Below are 19494 nucleotides of genomic sequence, written 5' to 3'. Positions count from 1 at the left end.
TGCCCGGGCGCGCCGCGGGGCCACCACGTCTGCGTCTACGTCGTGGACACGTTCCGCTCGTACACCAGCCGCAGCCCGATGAGGGTCAGCCAGGGCTCATGGGCGTCGATGACCGCCGACTCGCCCAGGACGAGGGGTGCCAGGCCGCCGGTGGCGATGACGGTGACGTCGTCGGGGTCGTCCGCCAGTTCGCGGGCCATGCGTTCGGCGACGCCGTCGACCTGTCCCGCGAAGCCGTAGAGGATGCCGGACTGCATCGCCTCGACGGTGTTCTTGCCGATGACGCTGCGGGGGCGGGCCAGCTCGATCTTGCGGAGCTGGGCGCCGCGCGCGCCGAGCGCGTCGACGGAGATCTCGATGCCGGGGGCGATGGCGCCGCCCGCGTACTCACCGCGCGAGGAGACCGCGTCGAAGGTGGTGGCAGTGCCGAAGTCGACGACGATGCAGGGGCCGCCGTAGAGGTGGACCGCCGCCAGGGCGTTGATGATGCGGTCCGAGCCGACCTCCTTCGGGTTGTCCATCAGGATCGGGACGCCGGTCTTGATGCCGGGCTCGACCAGGACGGCCGGGACGTCGCCGTAGTAGCGGCGGGTGACCTCACGCAGCTCGTGCAGGACGGCGGGGACGGTGGAGCAGATGGAGATGCCGTCGATGCCGTCGCCGAGGCCCTCGCCGAGCAGGGGGTGCATCCCCATGAGGCCCTGGAGCAGCACGGCGATCTCGTCGGCGGTGCGGCGCTGGTCGGTGGAGATCCGCCAGTGCTCGACGATCTCCTCACCGTCGAAGAGGCCCAGGACGGTGTGGGTGTTGCCGACGTCGATGGTGAGCAGCATCAGTTCCCCGCGCGGAGGTCGAGGCCGATGTCGAGGATCGGGGCGGAGTGGGTGAGGGCGCCGACCGCGAGGTAGTCGACGCCGGTGTCGGCGTAGACGCGGGCGTTGGCCAGGGTGAGGCGGCCGGAGGACTCCAGGGCGGCGCGGCCGGCGACCAGGGCGACGGCCTCCTCGGTCTCGGCGGGGGTGAAGTTGTCCAGCAGGATCAGGTCGGCGCCCGCGGCCAGGACCTCGCGGACCTGGTGGAGGGTGTCGGCCTCGACCTCGATGTCCAGGTCGGGGAACTGCTCCCGTACGGCCTTGAAGGCCTCCGCCACCCCGCCGGCCGCGACGACGTGGTTGTCCTTGACCAGGGCGGCGTCCGACAGCGACATGCGGTGGTTGACGCCGCCGCCGCACCGGACCGCGTACTTCTCCAGCGAGCGCAGGCCGGGGGTGGTCTTGCGGGTGTCGCGGACCCGGGTCTTGGTGCCGGCCAGGGCGTCGGCCCACGCGCGGGTGGCGGTGGCGATGCCGGAGAGGCGGCACAGCAGGTTGAGGGCGCTGCGCTCGCCGGTGAGGAGGTCGCGGGTACGGGCGCGTATGGTCAGCAGCACCTGGTCGGCCTTGACGTGGTCGCCGTCCTCGACGTGCCGCTCGACCTCGAACTCGTCGGTGCAGACCACCGACAGGACCGCCTCGGCGATCCGGAGTCCGGCCACCACGCCGGCCTCGCGGGCGGTGAAGTCGCCGGTCGCGACGGCGTCCTCGGGGACGGTCGCGACGGTGGTGACGTCCACGCCGCCGGCCAGGTCCTCGGAGATCGCCATGTGCGCGATGTCCTCGACCTCGATCGGGTCGAGGCCCGCATCAGTGAGGAGCTGGGCGAGCGCGGGGTCGAGGCCGCATTCGTACTCCTCGCCCTCGTGGCCCGAGGCGCAACCGCAGTCGTCGCCGCAGCCCTCGTCGGCGGGGAGGAGGGGGAGGTCGGGCGTGCTCATCAGAACTGCTCCGTTTCGGTGGTGTGCACTGCGAGCGTCCGCTCGGGGGTCAGGCGTACGACGAGGTGGCGGCGCCACGCCGCGTCGTCGCGGTCCGGGCGGTCCTCGCGCCAGTGGCAGCCGCGAGTCTCCTCGCGGCGCAGGGCGGCGGCGACCAGGACGCGGGCGACGAGGCTGAGGTTGGACGCCTCCCAGGTCTCGACGCAGGGCTCGGCGGTCTTGCCGTCACGTTCGAGCTCCTCGGCGGCGTGGTCGTGGATTCGCTCCAGGTCGGTGGCGGCCTGCGTGAGGCTGTCGGCGCTGCGCAGCACGCCCGCGCCCCGGGTCATGATGCGCTGGATCTCGTACCGGGTCTCGTACGAGAGCAGCGGGAGGCGGCTCGGGTCCGGGATGACCGGCTCGCCGGGGGCGGCCTCGGCGTGGGCGGTGATGTCCCCGGCGATGCGCTCGGCGAAGACCAGGCCTTCGAGGAGGGAGTTGGAGGCGAGGCGGTTCGCCCCGTGGACCCCGGTGCAGGCGACCTCGCCGCAGGCGTACAGGCCCGGGACGGTGGTGCGGCCGCGCAGGTCGGTGCGGACGCCGCCGGAGGCGTAGTGGGCGGCCGGGGCGACGGGGATGGTCTCGGTCACCGGGTCGACGCCGTTGGAGCGGCAGGCGGCGAGGATGGTCGGGAAGCGGTTCTCCCACTTCTCGGCGCCGAAGTGGCGGCCGTCGAGATACATGTGCTCGGTGCCCTGCTCGCGCATCCGGCGCATGATGCCCTTCGCGACGATGTCGCGGGGCGCCAGCTCGGCCAGCTCGTGCTGATCCTGCATGAAGCGCACGCCGTTCGCGTCCACGAGATAGGCGCCCTCGCCGCGGACCGCCTCGGAGACCAGGGGCTGCTGGCCCTCGGCGTCGGGGCCGAGGAAGAGCACGGTGGGGTGGAACTGGACGAATTCCAGGTCGCTCACTTCGGCGCCGGCGCGCAGGGCGAGGGCGACGCCGTCGCCGGTCGAGACTGCGGGGTTGGTGGTCGCCGAGAAGACCTGGCCCATGCCGCCGGTGGCGAGGACGACCGCCTTGGCGCGGACCGCGCCGACGCCGTCGCGCTGGCCCTCGCCCATGACGTGCAGGGTGACTCCCGCGGTGCGGCCTGCGGCGTCGGTGAGCAGGTCCAGGACCAGCGCGTTCTCGATGAACTCGATGCGACCCTGGCCTTCGGCATGGGGAACCCCAGCGGCGCGCACCGCGTCTATGAGCGCGCGGGAGATCTCGGCGCCGGTCGCGTCGCCGCCCGCGTGCGCGATCCGGCGGCGGTGGTGGCCGCCCTCCCGGGTCAGCAGGATTTCGCCGGTTCCGGGGGCGGTGTCGAACTGCGCGCCGGTCGCGATGAGGCGGCGTACGGCGTCGGGGCCCTCGGTGACGAGGATGCGGACGGCTTCCTCGTCACAGAGCCCGGCACCGGCCACGAGGGTGTCGGCCTGGTGCTGCTCGGGGGTGTCGCCCTCGCCGAGCGCGGCGGCGATCCCGCCCTGGGCCCAGCGGGTCGAGCCGTCGTCGAGGCGGGCCTTGGTGACGACGGTGACGCGTTCGCCCGCGGCCGCGCAGCGCAGCGCCACGGTGAGCCCCGCTACGCCGGAGCCCACGACCACCACGTCGGCGTCCAGGGACCAGCCGGGGGCGGCGGCGTGCAGGGTTATGCCGGTAGCTGTTCCTGTGCCGCTCATGGGCGGGCTCCGAACTCCAGGGGAATGTTGTCGATCAGCCGCGTCGTGCCGACCCTCGCGGCGACGGCGAGGACCGCCGGGCCGGTGTGGTCGGGCGCGGCGTCGGCACTGCTGTCTCCCGGGGGGCGACGCCCCCTCGCTTCGCTGGGGGGACCCCCACCCGTACCCCCGCGACCAGCCTCGCCGGGCCAGACCTCGGTGAAGTCGCGGGGGTCGACAAGGGCGACGTAGTCGAGGGCCAGGCCGTCCGCCAGGTCCAGGACGGCGCGGGCGGCGGCCAGTACGGCTTCGGGCCCGGCGCCGGCGATGTCGCGGCCCGCGAAGAGCGCGCGGGAGAGGGCGAGCGCGGTCTGCCGATCGGCGACCGACAGATACCGGTTACGGCTGGAGAGGGCGAGGCCGTCGGGCTCACGGACGGTCGGGACGGCGACGATGTCGACCGGGAAGTTGAGGTCGGCGGCCATCCGGCGGATCAGGGCGAGCTGCTGGGCGTCCTTCTGGCCGTAGAAGGCGGCGTCGGGCTGCGTGAGGTGCAGCAGCTTGGCGACGACCGTGAGCACTCCGTCGAAGTGGCCGGGGCGCGTGGCGCCTTCGTACCGCTCGCCCATGGGGCCGGCCGTGAGCCGGACCTGGGGTTCGCCGCCGGGGTAGACCTCGTCGGCGGAGGGGGCGAAGACCATGTCGGCGCCGGCCTGCTCGGCGAGCTTGAGGTCGGCTTCGAGGGTGCGGGGGTAGCGGTCGAGGTCCTCGGCCGGCCCGAACTGCAGGGGGTTGACGAAGACGGTGACGACGACCTCGCCGTCCTCGCCCGCATGGTGGCGGGCCGTACGGATCAGGGTGGCGTGGCCCTCGTGCAGGGCGCCCATCGTCATGACGACGGCCCGCCTGCGGCCGGGGTCGCGGGAGGCCCGCAGTTCCTCGGCGGTCTCGAGCAGCTGGACGCTCATCGTTCCCCTCCATCGGCCAGGACGTCGAGCAGTGGCTCGGCCAGTTCCGGCTTGAGCATGCCGTTGGCAAGGGCTCGGTCGGCGGTGGCGCGGGCCATTGCCAGGTAGGAGGCGACGGCCTGCGGTGAGTGCTTGCGCAGCTCGTCCAGATGGGCGGCGACGGTGCCCGCGTCGCCGCGCGCCACCGGGCCCGTCAGCGCCGCGTCGCCGGAGCGCAGGGCGTTGTCGAGGGCGGCGCCGAGCAGCGGGCCGAGCATACGGCCGGGTTCCGTGACGCCGGCGGCGCGGAGCAGCTCCATGGACTGGGCGACCAGGGTGACCAGGTGGTTCGCGCCGATGGCGAGGCCGGCGTGGTAGAGCGGGCGGGCGGATTCCTCGATCCATTCGGGCTCGCCGCCCATCTCGATGACCAGGGCCTCGGCGGCCATCCGCAGCTCATCGGGCGCCGTCACGCCGAAGGAGCACCCCACGAGCCGCTGGACGTCCACCGACGTGCCGGTGAAGGTCATCGCCGGGTGCAGGGCCAGCGGCAGGGCCCCGGCCCGGCGCGCGGGGTCGAGCACCCCGGTCCCGTGCCGGCCGGAGGTGTGGACGAGGAGCTGGCCGGGCCGTACGGCGCCGGTCTCGGCGAGCCCGGCGACCAGGCCGGGGAGGGCGTCGTCGGGCACCGTGAGCAGCACCAGCTCGGCGCGAGCGAGGACCTGGTCGGGCTCGACCAGGGGGACGCCGGGCAGGAGTTCGGCCGCGCGGCGGCGGGAGGCGTCGGAGACGCCTGAGGCGGCTACCGGCTGGTGCCCGGCGAGTTGCAGGGCGGCGGCGAGCGCGGGGCCGACCCGGCCCGTGCCGACGACGCCGACGGTGAGGCGCGCTGGGCGCGCGCCTGCTCCCTCGGCCCTGAGGGGCATCTGCCCCGGGTTGTGTGACGCGTTCACGCTTGTGTTGGCCTTCCGTTCCAGTCCTCGCGGGGTACCGGACGTACGGCTTCATGCTACGGGAGTGTTTCCTGCCCTCTGCCGGGCGTTCAGGCCAGGAAGCGGTACCGCCCGCGGAAGTAGAGCAGCGGGCCGCCGTCGGCGCTGGGGGTGCGGGCGGTCAGTACGCGGCCGATGACCAGCGTGTGGTCCCCGGCCGGCAGCCGTTGCTCGGTCTCGCACTCCAGGACGGCCAGTGCGCCGCCGAGTATCGGCGCACCGGACTTCTCGCCCCGGTAGTACGCCACGTCCTCGAAGAGCAGCCGGTCGCTGATGCGGCCGCGCATCGCGAAGCGCCCGGCGATGTGCCGCTGGCTCTCGCTGAGTACGGACACCGCCCAGCGGCTCTGGCGTTCCATCAGCTCGTCCATGCGGGAGTCTTCGCGCAGGCTGATCAGCACCAGCGGGGGTTCGAGTGACACGGACATGAAGGCGGTCGCCGTCATCCCGACGTCCTCGCCGCGCGGACCCTCCTCGGGGTCGTGCGCGCTCACCAGGACGACGCCGGCCGCGAGGCGGGACATCGCGGCGCGAAAGGCTTCGGGGTCGACTTCAACGGGCTGGGCCACGGTCTCAGGATGCACGCCGGGAACGCTAGCCGGGCCCTGTCCGCAGCCGCATCGGGCCCGGGACCGAGAAGCGGACCCCGGGAGTCCTAGGACCAGCCGCTCATCACAGGGGCTTCACATGACCTGTCAGAACCGATCAATCGTGTTCAACACGTGAAGACATCGATCCGCAAAGCTATACCGTCCGTAGTCAAGATCTGACAAACTCCTGTGACTTGAGTCACAAGAGGCATGAATTGTTGACCCTGTGTACCGGCCGAACTGCTCGCTGTGATTCAGTTGCGACGGGAAATCGGAAGCCAAGCAGGCAATCAGCGTCACAAGCAGTCTCAGGAGTTGTTGTCGAGGGCTCGGGGAGAGCGATGGGCACCGAGTCGGAGCCATACGTCCAACTCGCCACCCTGCGCCAAGTGCACCAGGTCGTGGCGGAGCTGAATACCGCGCGCAGTCTGGCCGACACCCTGCAGGCCGTCACCGACGGCGTCGTCAAGGGCCTCGGCTTCGAGCTCGCCGCCGTCAACCTGGTCCGCCAGGACGGTGACCTGGTCGTCGCCGCCTTCTCCGGCAGTGCCGCCGCCGAAACCCTGCTGGCCGGCCGGGTCGGCAGCCGCGCGTCCTGGGACCGCCGCCTGAACATGGCCCAGCACTGGGGCATGCTCCGCTTCATACCCCACACCGAGGGCTGGGTCCTGGACGGCGACGACGTCCCCACCTGGCACACTGAAGGCCCCCCGCCGCGGTTCCCCGACGAGTGGCACCCCGACGACCGGCTCTACGCGCCGATGTACGCCTCCCCCGCCGGCGGCGGCGAGCTGATCGGCGTCATCTCCGTCGACAAACCCGTCAACGGCCGCCACCCCGGCCCCTGGGCCTGTGAAGCCCTGCAGATGTACGCCTTCCAGGCCGCCATCGCCATCAGCAACGCGCGTCTACGTGCAAATATGCAGCGCGCCCTGGTCCGCCTGGAGCGGGAGCAACAGGCCCTGCGCGCCAGCGAGGAGAGCTTCCGGCAGGCCTTCGAGTACGCCCCCAGCGGCATGGCCATCGCCGAGATGGGCGGCGACCAGCACGGCAGGGTCGTACGCGCCAACGACGCCCTCTGCCGGCTGCTCGGGCGGCCCGCGGCGATCATGCGCCGCTACTCCTTCTCCGACCTCGTCCATCCGGAGGACGTCGGCGTCCTGCTGCGCACCAGCGCCGAGGGCGGCCGGGCCGAACTGCGCCTGTCGCGGCGCGACGGTACGCACCTGTGGGTCTCGCTGCGCAATTCGGTGGTCGCCGACACCACCGACGGGCCGCGCTTCCTGCTCACCCACGTCGAGGACATCGAGGAGCGCAAGAGCCGCGAGCTGGCCCTCGCCCACCGTGCCAGCCACGACTCGCTGACCGGCCTGCCCAACAGCGCCGAGCTGCGCGCCCGGCTCTCCGGCAAGCTCTGCGACCGGCCGCACCACAACGGCGCCGCCCTGCACGCCGACGCGTACAGCTACGGCTACGGGCCCGAGGAGAGCGCGGCCCCGCTGGTCGGCTACGACCACCACACCCACACCATCGCCCCCGAGGGCGACGCCGTCGCGGGCAAGGGCCTGGCCGTGCTCTTCTGCGACCTGGACGGCTTCAAGTCCATCAACGACCGCTTCGGCCACCACACTGGCGACGCCGTCCTCATCGAGGTCGCCCGGCGGCTCACCAGCGTCGTGCGCGACGGCGACACCGTCGCCCGGCTCGGCGGCGACGAGTTCGTCGTCCTGGCCGACGGGCTGGCCCGCGACGACGCCGCCGACCTCGCGGAACGCCTGCGCAACGCCATCATCCCGCCGATCCGCGTCGAGGGCCGGGCGGTCCGGGTCGGCGCCAGCTTCGGCATCGGCTGGGCCGGCTGCGGCATGACCGCCGAACAGGTCCTGCAATCCGCCGACCAGCGCATGTACCTGGAGAAGCGCTCCCGCTCCGGCAACCGCAACCACCGCCGCGCGGGCTGACGGCCGCCCACCGGGCTCCACCCTGCGGAGTAGGACAGATCGCTCTGCCGACTGACTCCCCGACGAGGGTGGCGTGCATACGCTGGGTGACGTGCAGCGCCTCTACGACTTCCTCCGCAGGCATCCGACCGGTGTCGACACCTTCTGGGCTTTCGTGCTGCTCGGATTCTCCTGCCTGTGGATCGCCTCGGAGGGGCGCCATCTCACGGCGGCCGCGACGACCGCCCTCGCCCTTTCCGTCGCCGTCGCGCTGCGCCGCCGGGCACCGGAGCGGATGCTGCTGCTCGCGATAGCCGCGGGCCTGGCCCAGATCGCCACTAATGTCCAGGTCAACCCGGCCGACTTCGCCATGCTGGTGATCATCTACACGGTCGCCTCGAACGGCCCCGGCTGGGCCTCCCGGCTCGCGCTCGTCGGCGGCCTGTGCGCCTCGCCCATCGCCACGCTGCGCTGGCCCGGCAGTCACGAGGACCACTGGGGCAACCTCATCTCCATGGTCTTCCTGACCATCCCCTTCGCCCTCGCCTGGGTCATCGGCGACAGCCTGCGCACCCGGCGCGCCTACTACGCCCAGCTGGAGGAGCGTGCCGCCCGGCTCCAGCGGGAGCGCGAGGCGCAGTCCAAGGCCGCGGTGGCGGCCGAGCGGGCCCGTATCGCCCGCGAGCTGCATGACGTCGTCGCCCACAACGTCTCCGTGATGGTGGTGCAGGCGGACGGCGCCGCCTATGTCCTGGACGCCTCGCCGGAGCAGGCCAAGCAGGCGCTGGAGACCATCTCGTCGACCGGACGGCAGGCGCTGGCCGAGATGCGCCGGCTGCTCGGGCTGCTGCGCTCGAGCGACGACGCGGGCGGTGAGTACGTCCCGCAGCCCGGCGTCGACGAGCTCTCCGACCTCATCGAGCAGGTCCGGGGGGCCGGGCTTCCGGTGCGGTTCGAGGTGGCGGGCGAGTCGCGCCCGCTGCCGAGCGGGGTCGAGCTGACGGCGTACCGCATCGTGCAGGAGGCGCTGACCAACACCCGCAAGCACGGCGGCCCCGAGGTGAGCGCGAGCGTACGGATCGGCTTCGGCGAACACGAACTGGCCCTGCTCATCGAGGACGACGGACGCGGCGCCCAGCACGAGCTGTACGAGGAGGGCGGCGAGGACGGCCTCGGCCAGGGCCTGATCGGCATGCGTGAGCGGATCGGCATGGTCAGCGGCACCCTCGACGCGGGACCGCGGCCGGGCGGCGGCTTCCGGATCAGTGCCGTACTGCCCATCAAGACCACCCGCTAGAGCGCTAGAGAAAGAGGACCTGACACCCATGGCGATCCGCGTAATGCTCGTCGACGACCAGGCACTGCTGCGCACCGGCTTCCGCATGGTGCTGCAGGCTCAGCCCGACATGGAGGTCGTCGCCGAAGCGGGCGACGGCGCGGAGGCCCTGGAGGTGCTGCGGGCCACCAAGGTGGACGTGGTGCTGATGGACGTACGCATGCCGAAGATGGACGGCGTCGAGGCGACCCGGAAGATCTGCGGCGACGCGGCGGAGCGGGAGGGTGGCCCGCGCGTGCTGATCCTGACCACCTTCGATCTCGACGAGTACGCCTTCTCCGCCCTCAAGGCGGGCGCCAGCGGCTTCATGCTCAAGGACGTGCCGCCCAGCGAGCTGCTCGGCGCGATCCGGGCCGTCCACAGCGGCGACGCCGTCGTCGCCCCCAGCACCACCCGCCGCCTCCTCGACCGCTTCACCCCCATGCTGCCGAGCACCGCCGTCCAGCCCGGCGCGGAAGGCATCGACCGGCTCACCGAGCGTGAGCGCGAGGTGCTGCTGCTGGTCGCCCAGGGCCTGTCCAACGGCGAGATCGCGCGGAAGCTGGTGCTGTCCGAGGCGACCGTGAAGACCCACGTCGGCCGCATCCTCACCAAGCTCGACCTGCGCGACCGGGTACAGGCGGTGGTGCTGGCGTACGAGACCGGGCTGGTGCGGGCCGGCAGCAGCGGCGTCTAGTCCCCGGAAGTGCCCTGGTCCTCGCCGAGCACGAGGTCGAGCAGGCCGGGGAAGCGGGCGTCGAACTCGGCGCGGCGCAGGCGGTTGACGCGCCTGGCGCCGAGGTCGCGCTGCTCGATCAGCCCCGAGGAGCGCAGCACGGCGAAGTGGTGGCTCAGCGCCGCCTTGCCGACCGGCACGTCGAAGGTGCCGCAGGCCCGCTCCCAGTCGGCCGCCCGGGCCAGCTCCCGGACAAGCCGCAGCCGTACGGGGTCGGCGAGGGCGGCGAGGGCCGCCTGGACGGGTACGTCGTCGGGGTGGGTGTGCTCGGGCGCGGGCCGGTGGCTCACGGGCGGGGGTCCTTCCGGGGTTTCTGCTTGCAGAGTGTTCGATGAGATCCGTACACTCCAAAGCGCTAGGTGTTCGCTTTTCATTAAACACTCTGGGGGTAGTGCCATGCGCGCGGTCGAGATCGGTGAATACGGCGGCCCCGAGGTCCTGACGGTGGTCGAGGCGCCCGTCCCTGAGCCCGGGCCCGGGGAGGTGACGATCGACGTCGCGTACGCCGGGGTCAACTTCGCCGACCTCAAGTCCCGCGCCAACGGCTACCGGGTACCCTCCCTGCCCTTCCGGCCCGGGCTGGAGGTCTCCGGGCGGATCCGCGCGGTGGGCGCCGTGGTGGAGGGGCTGGCGGCCGGCCAGGAGGTCGCCGCACTGACGGAGGGCGACGGCTACGCGGAAGTGGTCCTGGCAGCCGCTTCCACGGTCTTCGCCCTCCCGGACGGCCTGGACCTGCGCACCGGCGCGACTTTGCCGACCGTCCTGCCCACCGCGCACGCCCTGCTGCACGAGGTCGGCCGCCTCCGCGCCGGCGAGACGGTGCTCGTACAAAGCGCGGCCGGGGGCGTCGGCACGGTGCTCGGCCAGCTCGCCAAGGCGGCCGGCGCGGGTGCGGTCTACGGGGTCGTGTCCAGTCCCGGCAAGGCCGAGTACGCGCTCAAGTACGGCTACGACCAGCTCTTCACCGGCGACGGCTTCCCGGACGACGTCCGCCGCGCCACCGGGGGCCGTGGCGTCGACCTCGCCCTCGACCCGGTCGGCGGCGACACCCTGCGCGGCAGCCTCGCCTCGCTCGCCCTCTTCGGCCGCCTCGTCTCGTACGGCAACGCGAGCGGCGCCGCCCCCTGGCAGGTCGGTCAGCCCGAGCTCTACCCGGGCGCGGTGTCCGTCGCCGGCTTCTCGATCCTCACTCTTGCGCAGACCGAGCCCCAGGCGCTGCGCGCAATCGCCGACCGGGCCTTCCGCACGGTCGCCGAGGGCGCGGTCACGCTCCCGGTCACGGCGGAGTTCCCGCTCGCCGAGGCGGCGGAGGCCCACCGGCTGATGGACACCCGGACGACAACGGGCAAGCTGCTGCTGCGGGTCGGATCCTAGGGCCTGTCCGGTCGATCTCCGTGGGAGCAGGAGCGGCCCGCCGCGCCAGCGGCTGATGTCCGCAGCGGCGCCTGCGATCGCCAGGCGCCGGGATGCCCTTGATGGGGTCCCCCCTGCTCGAGCGAAGTCGAGAGCTTGGGGGTGGGGGTACCTCCCGGCCGAAGGCTGGGGGAGAGCTACTAGGGCATTTTGGCAACGCCGCGAGTGCTGGTGCCTGGGGGCACGCCCCCAGCCTTCGACCGGTGGGTGTCCCCCCGGCGAAGCCAGGGGGAGGACCCCCACCCAGCCGCCAGGCTGGGGGAGGCACGCGACGCCGCGGAGATTGACCGGACAGGCCCTCTAGGCCTCGGCCCTGTCCGACCCTCCGACGAACGCCAGGAAGTCGGCCACGCCCGCCGTCACGTCCGACGCCGTCCACTCCAGGGCGGAGGCCGCGACCGTCATCTCCGTCGCCGAGAGGCCGGGCACCTCCGTGGCGAACCACCTGCCGAAGACCTGGGACTTGGTCTCCTCCGCCTGCCGCAGGCACGCCGCGTCCAGCACGTCGGCCGGGTAGGGCAGCCAGACCTGGAACTGGTGGGTGTACGGCGTCTCCGGGTGGACCTGGAAGAAGGGCACGGCTCCGGCCAGGCCCTCCCGCAGCGCCGCCGCGACGACCTTCGCGTGAGCGACGTACTCCGGCAGGCGGGGCAGTTCGTGATCGAGGCCGTGGAGCGCGGCGACGGCGGCGGGCCACTGCTGGAAAAGGAGGCCGCCGTAGCGGTGCCGCCAGGTCTTGGCCTCGGCGATCAGGTCGGCGGACGCGGCGAGGCAGGCGCCGGAGATGCCGTCGAGGGACTTGTAGAAGGAGACGTAGACGCTGTCGGCGAGCGCGGCGATCTCGGGGAGGGAACGGCCGAAGTGCGTCGGGCACTCCCAAAGCCGGGCGCCGTCGAAGTGGACGACGGCGTCGCGCTCGCGGGCGGCGGCGACCGTCTCGGTAAGGCCTTCCCAGGTGGGCAGGATGAACCCGGCGTCGCGCAGCGGGAGTTCGAGCATCAGGGTGCCGAAGGGCTCGTCGAGGTCGCGGACCTCGTCCGCGTCCGGAAGGCGCCGCTCGGTGGTGGGGTGCACGGTCCGCAGCCCGCTCAGCGCGGACAGCGCGCCACGCTCGTGCATCTCGGGGTGCGCGAGCGGGTGCAGGGCGACCGTGGAGTTGCCCGTACGCCCCGCCCAGCAGCGCAGGGCGGCCTGCTGGGCCATGGTCCCGGTGGGGAAGAAGGCCGCCGCTTCGGTCCCGAGCAACTCGGCGACCCGGCGCTCCAGCTCGGCGACGACCCCGTCGCCGTACATGTCCGGGCGCCCGTCCAGGCCCTCGTACGCCGAGAGCCGTGCGAGGTGGTCGCCCATCGACCGCGGCTTGCCGTACGACAGCACGCGGTCGCAGGCGCGTATCGCCGCGAACCGCCGTGCCCTCAGGTCGTCTTCGTCGCTCATTCCCGCGCTCAGCCCCAATCCTTGCCGGTACGGCCGCGCTTGGTCTCCGCGCGGTGCTTCTTGTGCTGCAGGCGCCGCTCGTTGATGCCGCGGGGGACGCGGGTCGCGCGGCGCGCCTTCGGCGGGGGCGCGGTGGCCTCCGCGAGAAGGGAGGAGAGGCGGGCGGCGGCGGTCTCGCGGTTGCGCCACTGGGAGCGGTGCTCGGAGGCGCGTACGGAAAGGACGCCGCCGGTGAGGCGGGAGGCGAGCCGTTCGAGCGCACGCTCCTTCCACACCGGCGGGAGGGATTCCGTGTTCGCCAGGTCGAAGCGCAGCTCGACCTGGCTGTCGCTGGTGTTGACGTGCTGGCCACCGGGCCCGGAGGAGCGGGAGAAACGCCACATGAGCTCGGCCTCCGGGATGGAGACCGAACCGCGGATGAGAATGGGCCCGGACATGTGTCCCATGATCCCGTGTTCCACCCCTGTCCGTCACACGCTTTTTGGCCGGGTAACGGAACCATGCGGTCCCCTGACCGCGTTGTGACCCTTGAAGGTAGCGTCGTCGGCAGCAACAACCGACATCACGGAGGGGACCCCATGGCTGTAAGCCTGTCCAAGGGCGGCAACGTCTCGCTCACCAAGGAAGCCCCGGGCCTGACGGCCGTCACGGTCGGCCTCGGCTGGGACGCCCGTACCACCACGGGCACCGAATTCGACCTGGACGCGAGCGCCATCGCGGTCAACGCGGGGGGCAAGGTCTACTCGGACGGCCACTTCGTCTTCTTCAACAACAAGACGTCCCCGGACCAGAGCATCGTCCACACCGGCGACAACCGCTCCGGCGAGGGCGCGGGCGACGACGAGGCCATCAACGTCAACCTGGCGGGGCTCCCCGCCGACGTCGACAAGATCGTCTTCCCGGTCTCCATCTACGACGCCGAGACCCGCAGCCAGAACTTCGGCCAGGTGCGGAACGCTTACATCCGCATCGTCAACCAGGCCGGCGGCGCCGAGATCGCCCGCTACGACCTCAGCGAGGACGCCGCCACCGAGACCGCCATGGTCTTCGGCGAGCTCTACCGCAACGGCGCGGAGTGGAAGTTCCGCGCCGTGGGCCAGGGCTACGCCTCCGGCCTGGTCGGCATCGCGACCGACTTCGGCGTCAACCTCTAGTCGCGGCCACGGCCGAGCCTTCATGCCCCGCACGGCACTATCGTGCGGGGCATGCTGCTGCTCGAACCGCTCGAGCCCGTCGACGGCTCCCTCCCCGCCGGCCTGCTGGCCGAGCTGACCGACCTGTACGCCTCCAACGCCGCCTTCCACCGCCTCAGCGGCGACTTCCCGGACCCGGAGGACGTCCGCCCGGAGCAGGTGTCCTCCAGCATCAACGCCGAGCTGGTCCATCCCGCGTCGGAGGTGCTCCTCGCCCGCGCCGGCAACGGGCTGGTCGGCCTCGCCGTCACGCTGGCCGAGCACCCCGACCCGCTCGACACGTACCCGTGGATCGGCCTGCTGATGGTGCACAGCCAGCACCACCGGGCCGGATACGGCCGCGAACTCGCCGCCCTCGTCGAGGACCGCCTGCGGGGCGCCGGCCGCGACGGCGTACGCCTCGCGGTGCTGGAGAACAACCCCGGGGCGCTGCTCTTCTGGACGGCGCTCGGCTACCGGGCCATCGACCGCCGCGAGGACCGGCAGCTGGGGCGCCCCTGCGTCGTCCTCCACAAGGACCTGCCACCATCGTCCCCGTGATCGATATCGGCTACTCACTGTCCCGCCGCTTCCCGGACCCACCGCAGACGGACTACCGCACCGCGGACGTGCACGCGCTGCGCCACGACCTCTTCTGCGGCGACGTCTACCTCGCGGACGTGAAGGCTGACCGTGAGTTGTCCACAGCCTGGGGATGGGTGCCGGTCCTCGACTTCGCCTGGGCCCTGTGCGATATCGTCGAGCAACTCGACCGCGACCCCTTGGGCAGCCGGGCCGCCCGCCCGCAGTACGCCGAGCTGGACTTCACCGAGTCCACGGACCGGCTGCGCTTCGAGCGCCGCTTCGGCTGGGTGGACGTCGTGGCCGACTGGGCGCCGGACGATCCGCCGCTTGCCTTCAACCACGCCGAACTGCGGCGTGAGGCCCGCGATTTCTTGCAGGACCTGGTGGCGGACCTGACGGACATGCACGACCGGCTCGACCAGAATCCGGTGATCTGGGATCTGCTGGCGCGGTACCCGCGGACTTGACCTCAAGTCCGGTTGAGGTCGGAGGCTTGTGCGCGTACGCGCTGCCGCTCACCCCTCAAGGAGTCCCGCTGTGCACGCCATCCGCCTGTACTCCTTCGGACCGGCCGAGAACCTCCGCTACGAGAAGGCCGACGACCCCGAGCCGGGTCCCGGCCAGGTCCGGATCGCGGTCGCGGCGTCCGGCGTCCACGTCATCGACACCGCGATCCGCGCCGGGGACCCCAAAGGCCCGTACGCCCTGCCCGAGCTGCCGACCATCCCGGGCCGCGAAGTAGCCGGGACCGTGGACGCCCTCGGCCCCGGCATCGGCCCCGAATGGCTCGGCCGGCGCGTCGTCGCGCACCTCGGCATGGTGCCGGGCGGCTACGCCGAGCTGGCCGTCACCGACACCGATCGGCTGCACGTCCTCCCGGACGGCCTGGACTTCGCCGAGGCCGTCGCCATGATCGGCACCGGCCGTACGACCATGGGCATCCTCCGCCAGTCCGGGCTCGGCCCGGACGACGTCGCCCTCGTCACCGCCGCCGCCGGCGGCATCGGCAGCCTGCTCGTCCAGGCGGCGCGCAACGCCGGCGCCACTGTCGTCGGCCTCGCCGGGGGTCCGGCCAAGACCGAGCGCGTACTGGCCCTCGGCGCTGACGCCGCCGTCGACTACACCGCCCCCGGCTGGACCGACCTCGCCCGCGCCGCCCTCGCCGGGCGCCCCGCCACGGTCGTCTTCGACGGCGTCGGCAGCGACCCCGCGCGGGGTGCGGTCGACCTCCTCGGCCCCAGCGGCCGCCACCTCGTGTACGGCTGGGCCTCCGGCGGCCCCCTCCAGTTGGCCGCGGGCGACCTCGCCGCCCGCCGCATCACCTCCGCCGTCCTCCTCGGCCCCTCCATGCTCCGCGCCGCCGGCCCCGACGGCCTCCGCGCCCTCGAATCCGCCGCCCTCACCGAAGCCGCCGCCCGCCGCCTCATCCCCGCCCTCCACCCCTTCCCCCTCGCCCAGGCCGCCGCCGCCCACGCCGCCCTCGAGTCCCGCCGCACCTTGGGCAAGGTCGTCCTGCGCCCCGAGCTCTGACGCGCCTCTCGCACCGCTCGGCCCCAGGGGACTTGCGGGCTTCGAGCCGCTGCGCCGGACTCCGTCCGCCGTGCCGGGGGCGCCGCCGCGCCTGCCGGGTCGGTGGTGGCGGTCCGTCGGCGGCTGCGCGCCCGTGGGCGGGGTGGGGGAATCAACCCGCCGGCGGGATCAAGGCTGGGCGGTGCCGTCCGCGGAGCGGGCCGTGGCGGCCCAGCGTTCTTCTACGCGGGCGGCGCGCCAGTAGAGGAGGGCGGCGGCCCAGACGACGACGAAGAGGGCGACGATGAGGAAGCCGACGTTGCCGAGGTCGATGGTGGCGATCCACCCGGTGAAGGGGTCGGAAAGGTCGAGCTTCTGGTGGAGGACGCCCACGAGTTCGATCGTGCCGATCAGAAGCGCGACGGCGATCGACAGCCCGGTGATGGTGAGGTTGTAGAAGACCTTCCGCACGGGGTTGGAGAAGGCCCACTGGTAGGCGAAGTTCATGAACGTGCCGTCGAGCGTGTCGAAGAGGCTCATCCCGGCGGCGAAGAGCAACGGCAGGCACAGCACGGCGTACCAGGGCAGCCCGGCCGCGGCGCCGCTGCCGGCCATGACCATGAGGGTGACTTCGGTGGCGGTGTCGAAGCCGAGGCCGAAGAGGAAGCCGAGCGGGAACATCTGCCCGGGGCGGGTGATGGAGCGGGTGAAGCGGCCGAGCAGGCGGTTCATGAAGCCGCGTGAGTCGAGGTGCGCCTCGAGCTCGGCCTCGTCGAACGAACCGGCGCGCATGACCCGGTAGACCCGCATGATGCCGACGAGGGCCACCAGATTGAGCGCGGCGATGAGGTAGAGAAACAGCCCGGAGATGGTCGTCCCCATGACGCCCAGCACTTCATGCGTGCGGGAGCCCTCGTTCATGATCCGCCCGGCGAGCCGGGTGCCACCGGCGATGAGAGCGGCGAGGACGACTACCACGCTGGAGTGCCCGAGGGCGAACCAGAAGCCCACCGAGACGGGCCGTTTGCCGTCGGCCATGAGCTTGCGGGTGGTGTTGTCGATGGCGGCGATGTGGTCGGCGTCGAAGGCGTGCCGCATGCCCAGGGTGTAGGCGGTGATGCCCAGGCCGACGCCGTAGACCTGGGTGCCGACGGTGTAACGGTGGGGGACGACCAGCAGGAAGAGCACGCCGAAGGCGACGACGTGCATGGCGGCTATTACCGCCAGCAGTCCGGCCGTTCGAAGGGAGTCCTGGCGTCGCCAGCAGAAATCGGACGCAGCAGTCATTCGTCGATCACGCTCCAGCACCTCGTGGAATTGCTCGTGAGATGCCGTGGCCGGTCTCCTGGCTTACGGGTGTAAGCGCGCCGCCCCTGCCTTCCCAGCCACCTTGCGGCGGCCAGTGGCACGTACGGTTGGGGCGGAGCTCCCGATCACAGTGGCGAGGGCCGCTCCGGGCTGGGACCCCTGAGGGTCTGTCACCGGTCTTCCCGAGCACCACGGCCCGACCACCTTAACCGCAGCGCCTTCACAGCCATGTCACAGGCTCCGCCGCTACGTGCCCGCACATGCCGCTCGCCCACGCCGCCGTACAAGCGATCGCCGCAGGCGCAACGGCGCGACACCCATCCGCTCAGCCCAGCCGCAGCACGGCCCCCAGCACATCCACCAGCCACGCCTCCGGCTCGGGCGGCAGCCCGGGGGCGCGCCAGGCGACGAAGCCGTCGGGGCGCACCAGAACCGCGCCGCTGTCCGTGATGCCGTGAAGGGCGGCCCACTCCGCGTCGGGCTCGGGGACCAGGTCGGCGTCGGGGCCGAAGCCGATGCGGTGGACGGCGAGGGGGACGTAGCGGCGGGCGGCGGCTGAGCGGGCGGCGTCGCACCAGGCGGCGCCGGGGTCGCCGTCGCCGACGAGGAGGACGGGGGAGCGTTCGTACAGGTCGAGGGTGGAGCGGCGGACGCCGCCCCCGTCGGTGACCCAGAGGTGCGGGGCGCGGCTGCCCGGCTCGCCGGTGGGGCGGAAGGCCTCGGGGACGACGGGCAGGCCGGGGTCGGCGCCGACGACGGCGCCGTCGGGGTAGCGGTAGCCGAGGGCGACGGCCATGACGTTCTTCTGGGGGCCGCCGCCGGCCGGGGCCGCGTAGCCGGGGTGGCTGTGCTCGGCGGAGCGGGCGGAGGCGCGTTCGCCGGTGGCGATGGCGACGGGGCGGCGCTCCTGCTCGTACGTGTCCAAAAGCGCGGGCCCGGCCCAGCCGCCGAGCACGGCGGCGAGCTTCCAGGCCAGGTTGTGGGCGTCCTGGATGCCGGTGTTGGAGCCGAAGGCGCCGGTCGGGGACATCTCGTGCACGGAGTCACCGGCGAGCAACACCCGCCCGACGGCGTAGCGGTCGGCGACGCGCTCGGCGGCGTGCCAGGGTGCCTTCCCGGTGATCTCGATCTCCAGGTCGGGCAGGCCGACTGCGGCGCGGATGTGCTGCGCGCACCGGTCGTCTGTGAAGTCCTCGAGCCTCTCGCCCCGGTCGGGGTGCCAGGGGGCGTGGAAGACCCAGTTCTCCAAGTTGTCGACGGGCAGCAGGACACCGTCCGCGTCGGGGTTGGTGAGGTAGCAGGCGATGAAGTGGTGGTCGCCGACCGCGTCCACGAGCCGCTTCGCCCGGAAGGTGACGCTGACGTTGTGGAAGAGTTCGCCGCGCCCGGTCTGGCCGATGCCGAGGGCCTCCCGGACGGGGCTGCGCGGGCCGTCCGCGGCGATCAGGTAGTCGGCCGTGATCTGCCGCCGCTCGCCGCTCTCGCGGTCCAGCAACTGCGCCGTCACGCCGGTCCCGTCCTCGGACTGCTCGAAGGACAGCAGCTCGGTCGAGAAGCGGATGTCCCCGCCCAACTCCCGTGCGTAGCGCAGCAGAACCGGCTCCAGGTCGTTCTGGCTGCACAGACACCACCCGGAGGGGCTGATCCGGGCCAGCTTGCCGCCCGCGTCGATCTCCCTGAAGAGCCATTCGGCCTCGGCGTCGACCAGCGACGCAGCCTGCAGGATGCCCTGGTTGCCGGCGAGGACGGCGGCTGCCGCGCGGATCTGCGGCTCGGCGCCGGCCGTCCGGTACAGCTCCATGGTCCGGAGGTTGTTGCCCCGGCCGCGCGGGTGGATGGAGGTGCCGGGGTGCTTCTCGACGACGAGATGCGGGACGCCCAGGCGGGCGAGGAAGAGCGAGGCGGAGAGCCCGACGAGGGAGCCGCCCACGATGAGGACCGGGACGCGGTCGTCGGCCTGTGTGGTCATATGTAGCTCAATGCCCGATTACGGAGGGATTTGTCGCAATTCACCCGAGTGGATCACATATCTCGCCCCATCCGGCTCAC

19 protein-coding genes and 1 riboswitch are annotated in these 19494 nt (G+C 72.4%); of the genes, 8 read left to right on the top strand and 11 right to left on the bottom strand.

The window, feature by feature from the left end:
* Window positions 1–35: 35 nt before the first annotated feature.
* The 6 genes from EFK10_RS36475 to EFK10_RS36450 form a co-directional block, all read right to left on the bottom strand.
* Complete coding sequence (locus EFK10_RS36475) at window positions 36–833, bottom strand: type III pantothenate kinase (protein WP_127359928.1); 798 nt, start codon at window positions 831–833, stop codon at window positions 36–38.
* A complete protein-coding gene (nadC, locus tag EFK10_RS36470) occupies window positions 833–1813 on the bottom strand; it encodes a carboxylating nicotinate-nucleotide diphosphorylase (protein WP_127359927.1) in 981 nt (326 codons plus the stop codon). Before nadC ends, EFK10_RS36475 begins: the two co-directional genes overlap by 1 nt.
* The gene (locus EFK10_RS36465; protein ID WP_127359926.1) at window positions 1813–3522 is read right to left on the bottom strand and encodes an L-aspartate oxidase; all 1710 of its coding nucleotides are present in this window, start codon (window positions 3520–3522) and stop codon (window positions 1813–1815) included. The genes nadC and EFK10_RS36465 overlap by 1 nt, the downstream gene beginning before the upstream one ends.
* Window positions 3519–4469 (bottom strand): pantoate--beta-alanine ligase, encoded by a 951-nt coding sequence (panC, locus tag EFK10_RS36460; protein WP_127359925.1) that lies wholly within the window; start codon window positions 4467–4469, stop codon window positions 3519–3521. Before panC ends, EFK10_RS36465 begins: the two co-directional genes overlap by 4 nt.
* Window positions 4466–5374 (bottom strand): Rossmann-like and DUF2520 domain-containing protein, encoded by a 909-nt coding sequence (locus EFK10_RS36455; protein ID WP_127359924.1) that lies wholly within the window; start codon window positions 5372–5374, stop codon window positions 4466–4468. The genes panC and EFK10_RS36455 overlap by 4 nt, the downstream gene beginning before the upstream one ends.
* Before the next feature lie 116 nt (window positions 5375–5490).
* Complete coding sequence (locus tag EFK10_RS36450) at window positions 5491–5964, bottom strand: flavin reductase family protein (RefSeq protein ID WP_127359965.1); 474 nt, start codon at window positions 5962–5964, stop codon at window positions 5491–5493.
* Between the two features lie 407 nt (window positions 5965–6371).
* Between EFK10_RS36450 and cdgB the strand changes: the two genes are divergently transcribed.
* From cdgB to EFK10_RS36435, 3 genes are all read left to right on the top strand, one after another.
* Window positions 6372–7991: a diguanylate cyclase CdgB gene (gene cdgB / locus EFK10_RS36445; RefSeq protein ID WP_127359923.1), complete on the top strand. Its 1620-nt coding sequence runs from the start codon at window positions 6372–6374 to the stop codon at window positions 7989–7991.
* Window positions 7992–8082: 91 nt separating this feature from the next.
* Complete coding sequence (locus EFK10_RS36440) at window positions 8083–9267, top strand: sensor histidine kinase (RefSeq protein ID WP_127359964.1); 1185 nt, start codon at window positions 8083–8085, stop codon at window positions 9265–9267.
* 28 nt (window positions 9268–9295) lie between these two features.
* The gene (locus EFK10_RS36435) at window positions 9296–9982 is read left to right on the top strand and encodes a response regulator (protein ID WP_127359922.1); all 687 of its coding nucleotides are present in this window, start codon (window positions 9296–9298) and stop codon (window positions 9980–9982) included.
* Here the strand turns inward: EFK10_RS36435 and EFK10_RS36430 are convergent.
* Window positions 9979–10311, bottom strand: a complete 333-nt coding sequence (locus EFK10_RS36430) for an ArsR/SmtB family transcription factor (RefSeq protein WP_240677690.1) — start codon at window positions 10309–10311, stop codon at window positions 9979–9981. The genes EFK10_RS36435 and EFK10_RS36430 overlap by 4 nt on opposite strands.
* Before the next feature lie 106 nt (window positions 10312–10417).
* Between EFK10_RS36430 and EFK10_RS36425 the strand changes: the two genes are divergently transcribed.
* Window positions 10418–11395 (top strand): quinone oxidoreductase family protein, encoded by a 978-nt coding sequence (locus EFK10_RS36425; RefSeq protein ID WP_127359920.1) that lies wholly within the window; start codon window positions 10418–10420, stop codon window positions 11393–11395.
* Between the two features lie 339 nt (window positions 11396–11734).
* Here EFK10_RS36425 and EFK10_RS36420 read toward each other — a convergent pair whose 3' ends face one another.
* Together EFK10_RS36420 and arfB are read right to left on the bottom strand one after the other, a co-directional pair.
* A complete protein-coding gene (locus tag EFK10_RS36420; RefSeq protein ID WP_127359919.1) occupies window positions 11735–12871 on the bottom strand; it encodes a threonine aldolase family protein in 1137 nt (378 codons plus the stop codon).
* Between the two features lie 8 nt (window positions 12872–12879).
* Complete coding sequence (gene arfB, locus EFK10_RS36415) at window positions 12880–13317, bottom strand: alternative ribosome rescue aminoacyl-tRNA hydrolase ArfB (RefSeq protein ID WP_127359918.1); 438 nt, start codon at window positions 13315–13317, stop codon at window positions 12880–12882.
* Between the two features lie 132 nt (window positions 13318–13449).
* Between arfB and EFK10_RS36410 the strand changes: the two genes are divergently transcribed.
* The 4 genes from EFK10_RS36410 (at window position 13450) to EFK10_RS36395 (ending at window position 16158) form a co-directional block, all read left to right on the top strand.
* Window positions 13450–14025 carry a TerD family protein gene (locus EFK10_RS36410; RefSeq protein ID WP_127359917.1) on the top strand — a complete coding sequence of 192 codons (576 nt, stop codon included), beginning with the start codon at window positions 13450–13452 and terminating at the stop codon, window positions 14023–14025.
* Between the two features lie 51 nt (window positions 14026–14076).
* The gene (locus EFK10_RS36405) at window positions 14077–14604 is read left to right on the top strand and encodes a GNAT family N-acetyltransferase (protein ID WP_240677689.1); all 528 of its coding nucleotides are present in this window, start codon (window positions 14077–14079) and stop codon (window positions 14602–14604) included.
* Window positions 14601–15095 carry a hypothetical protein gene (locus tag EFK10_RS36400; protein ID WP_127359916.1) on the top strand — a complete coding sequence of 165 codons (495 nt, stop codon included), beginning with the start codon at window positions 14601–14603 and terminating at the stop codon, window positions 15093–15095. The genes EFK10_RS36405 and EFK10_RS36400 overlap by 4 nt, the downstream gene beginning before the upstream one ends.
* Window positions 15096–15165: 70 nt before the next feature.
* Window positions 15166–16158, top strand: coding sequence for a zinc-binding dehydrogenase (locus tag EFK10_RS36395; protein WP_127359915.1), 993 nt, complete (start codon window positions 15166–15168; stop codon window positions 16156–16158).
* Window positions 16159–16326: 168 nt separating this feature from the next.
* Here the strand turns inward: EFK10_RS36395 and nicT are convergent, their stop codons facing one another.
* Entirely contained in the window at window positions 16327–17424 is a 1098-nt protein-coding gene (gene nicT, locus EFK10_RS36390; RefSeq protein ID WP_127359914.1) for a Nickel transporter NicT, read from the bottom strand.
* A 31-nt stretch (window positions 17425–17455) separates the two neighbouring features.
* Window positions 17456–17654: riboswitch (cobalamin riboswitch) on the bottom strand.
* 116 nt (window positions 17655–17770) lie between these two features.
* Complete coding sequence (locus EFK10_RS36385) at window positions 17771–19414, bottom strand: FAD-dependent oxidoreductase (protein WP_127359913.1); 1644 nt, start codon at window positions 19412–19414, stop codon at window positions 17771–17773.
* Window positions 19415–19494 lie beyond the last annotated feature (80 nt).

Origin of the sequence: Streptomyces soli (assembly GCF_003999195.1) — a bacterium.
Classification (GTDB): domain Bacteria; phylum Actinomycetota; class Actinomycetes; order Streptomycetales; family Streptomycetaceae; genus Actinacidiphila; species Actinacidiphila soli.
Note: the sequence above shows the minus strand (reverse complement) of the source record. Positions and strands in the feature narration are given on the sequence as shown.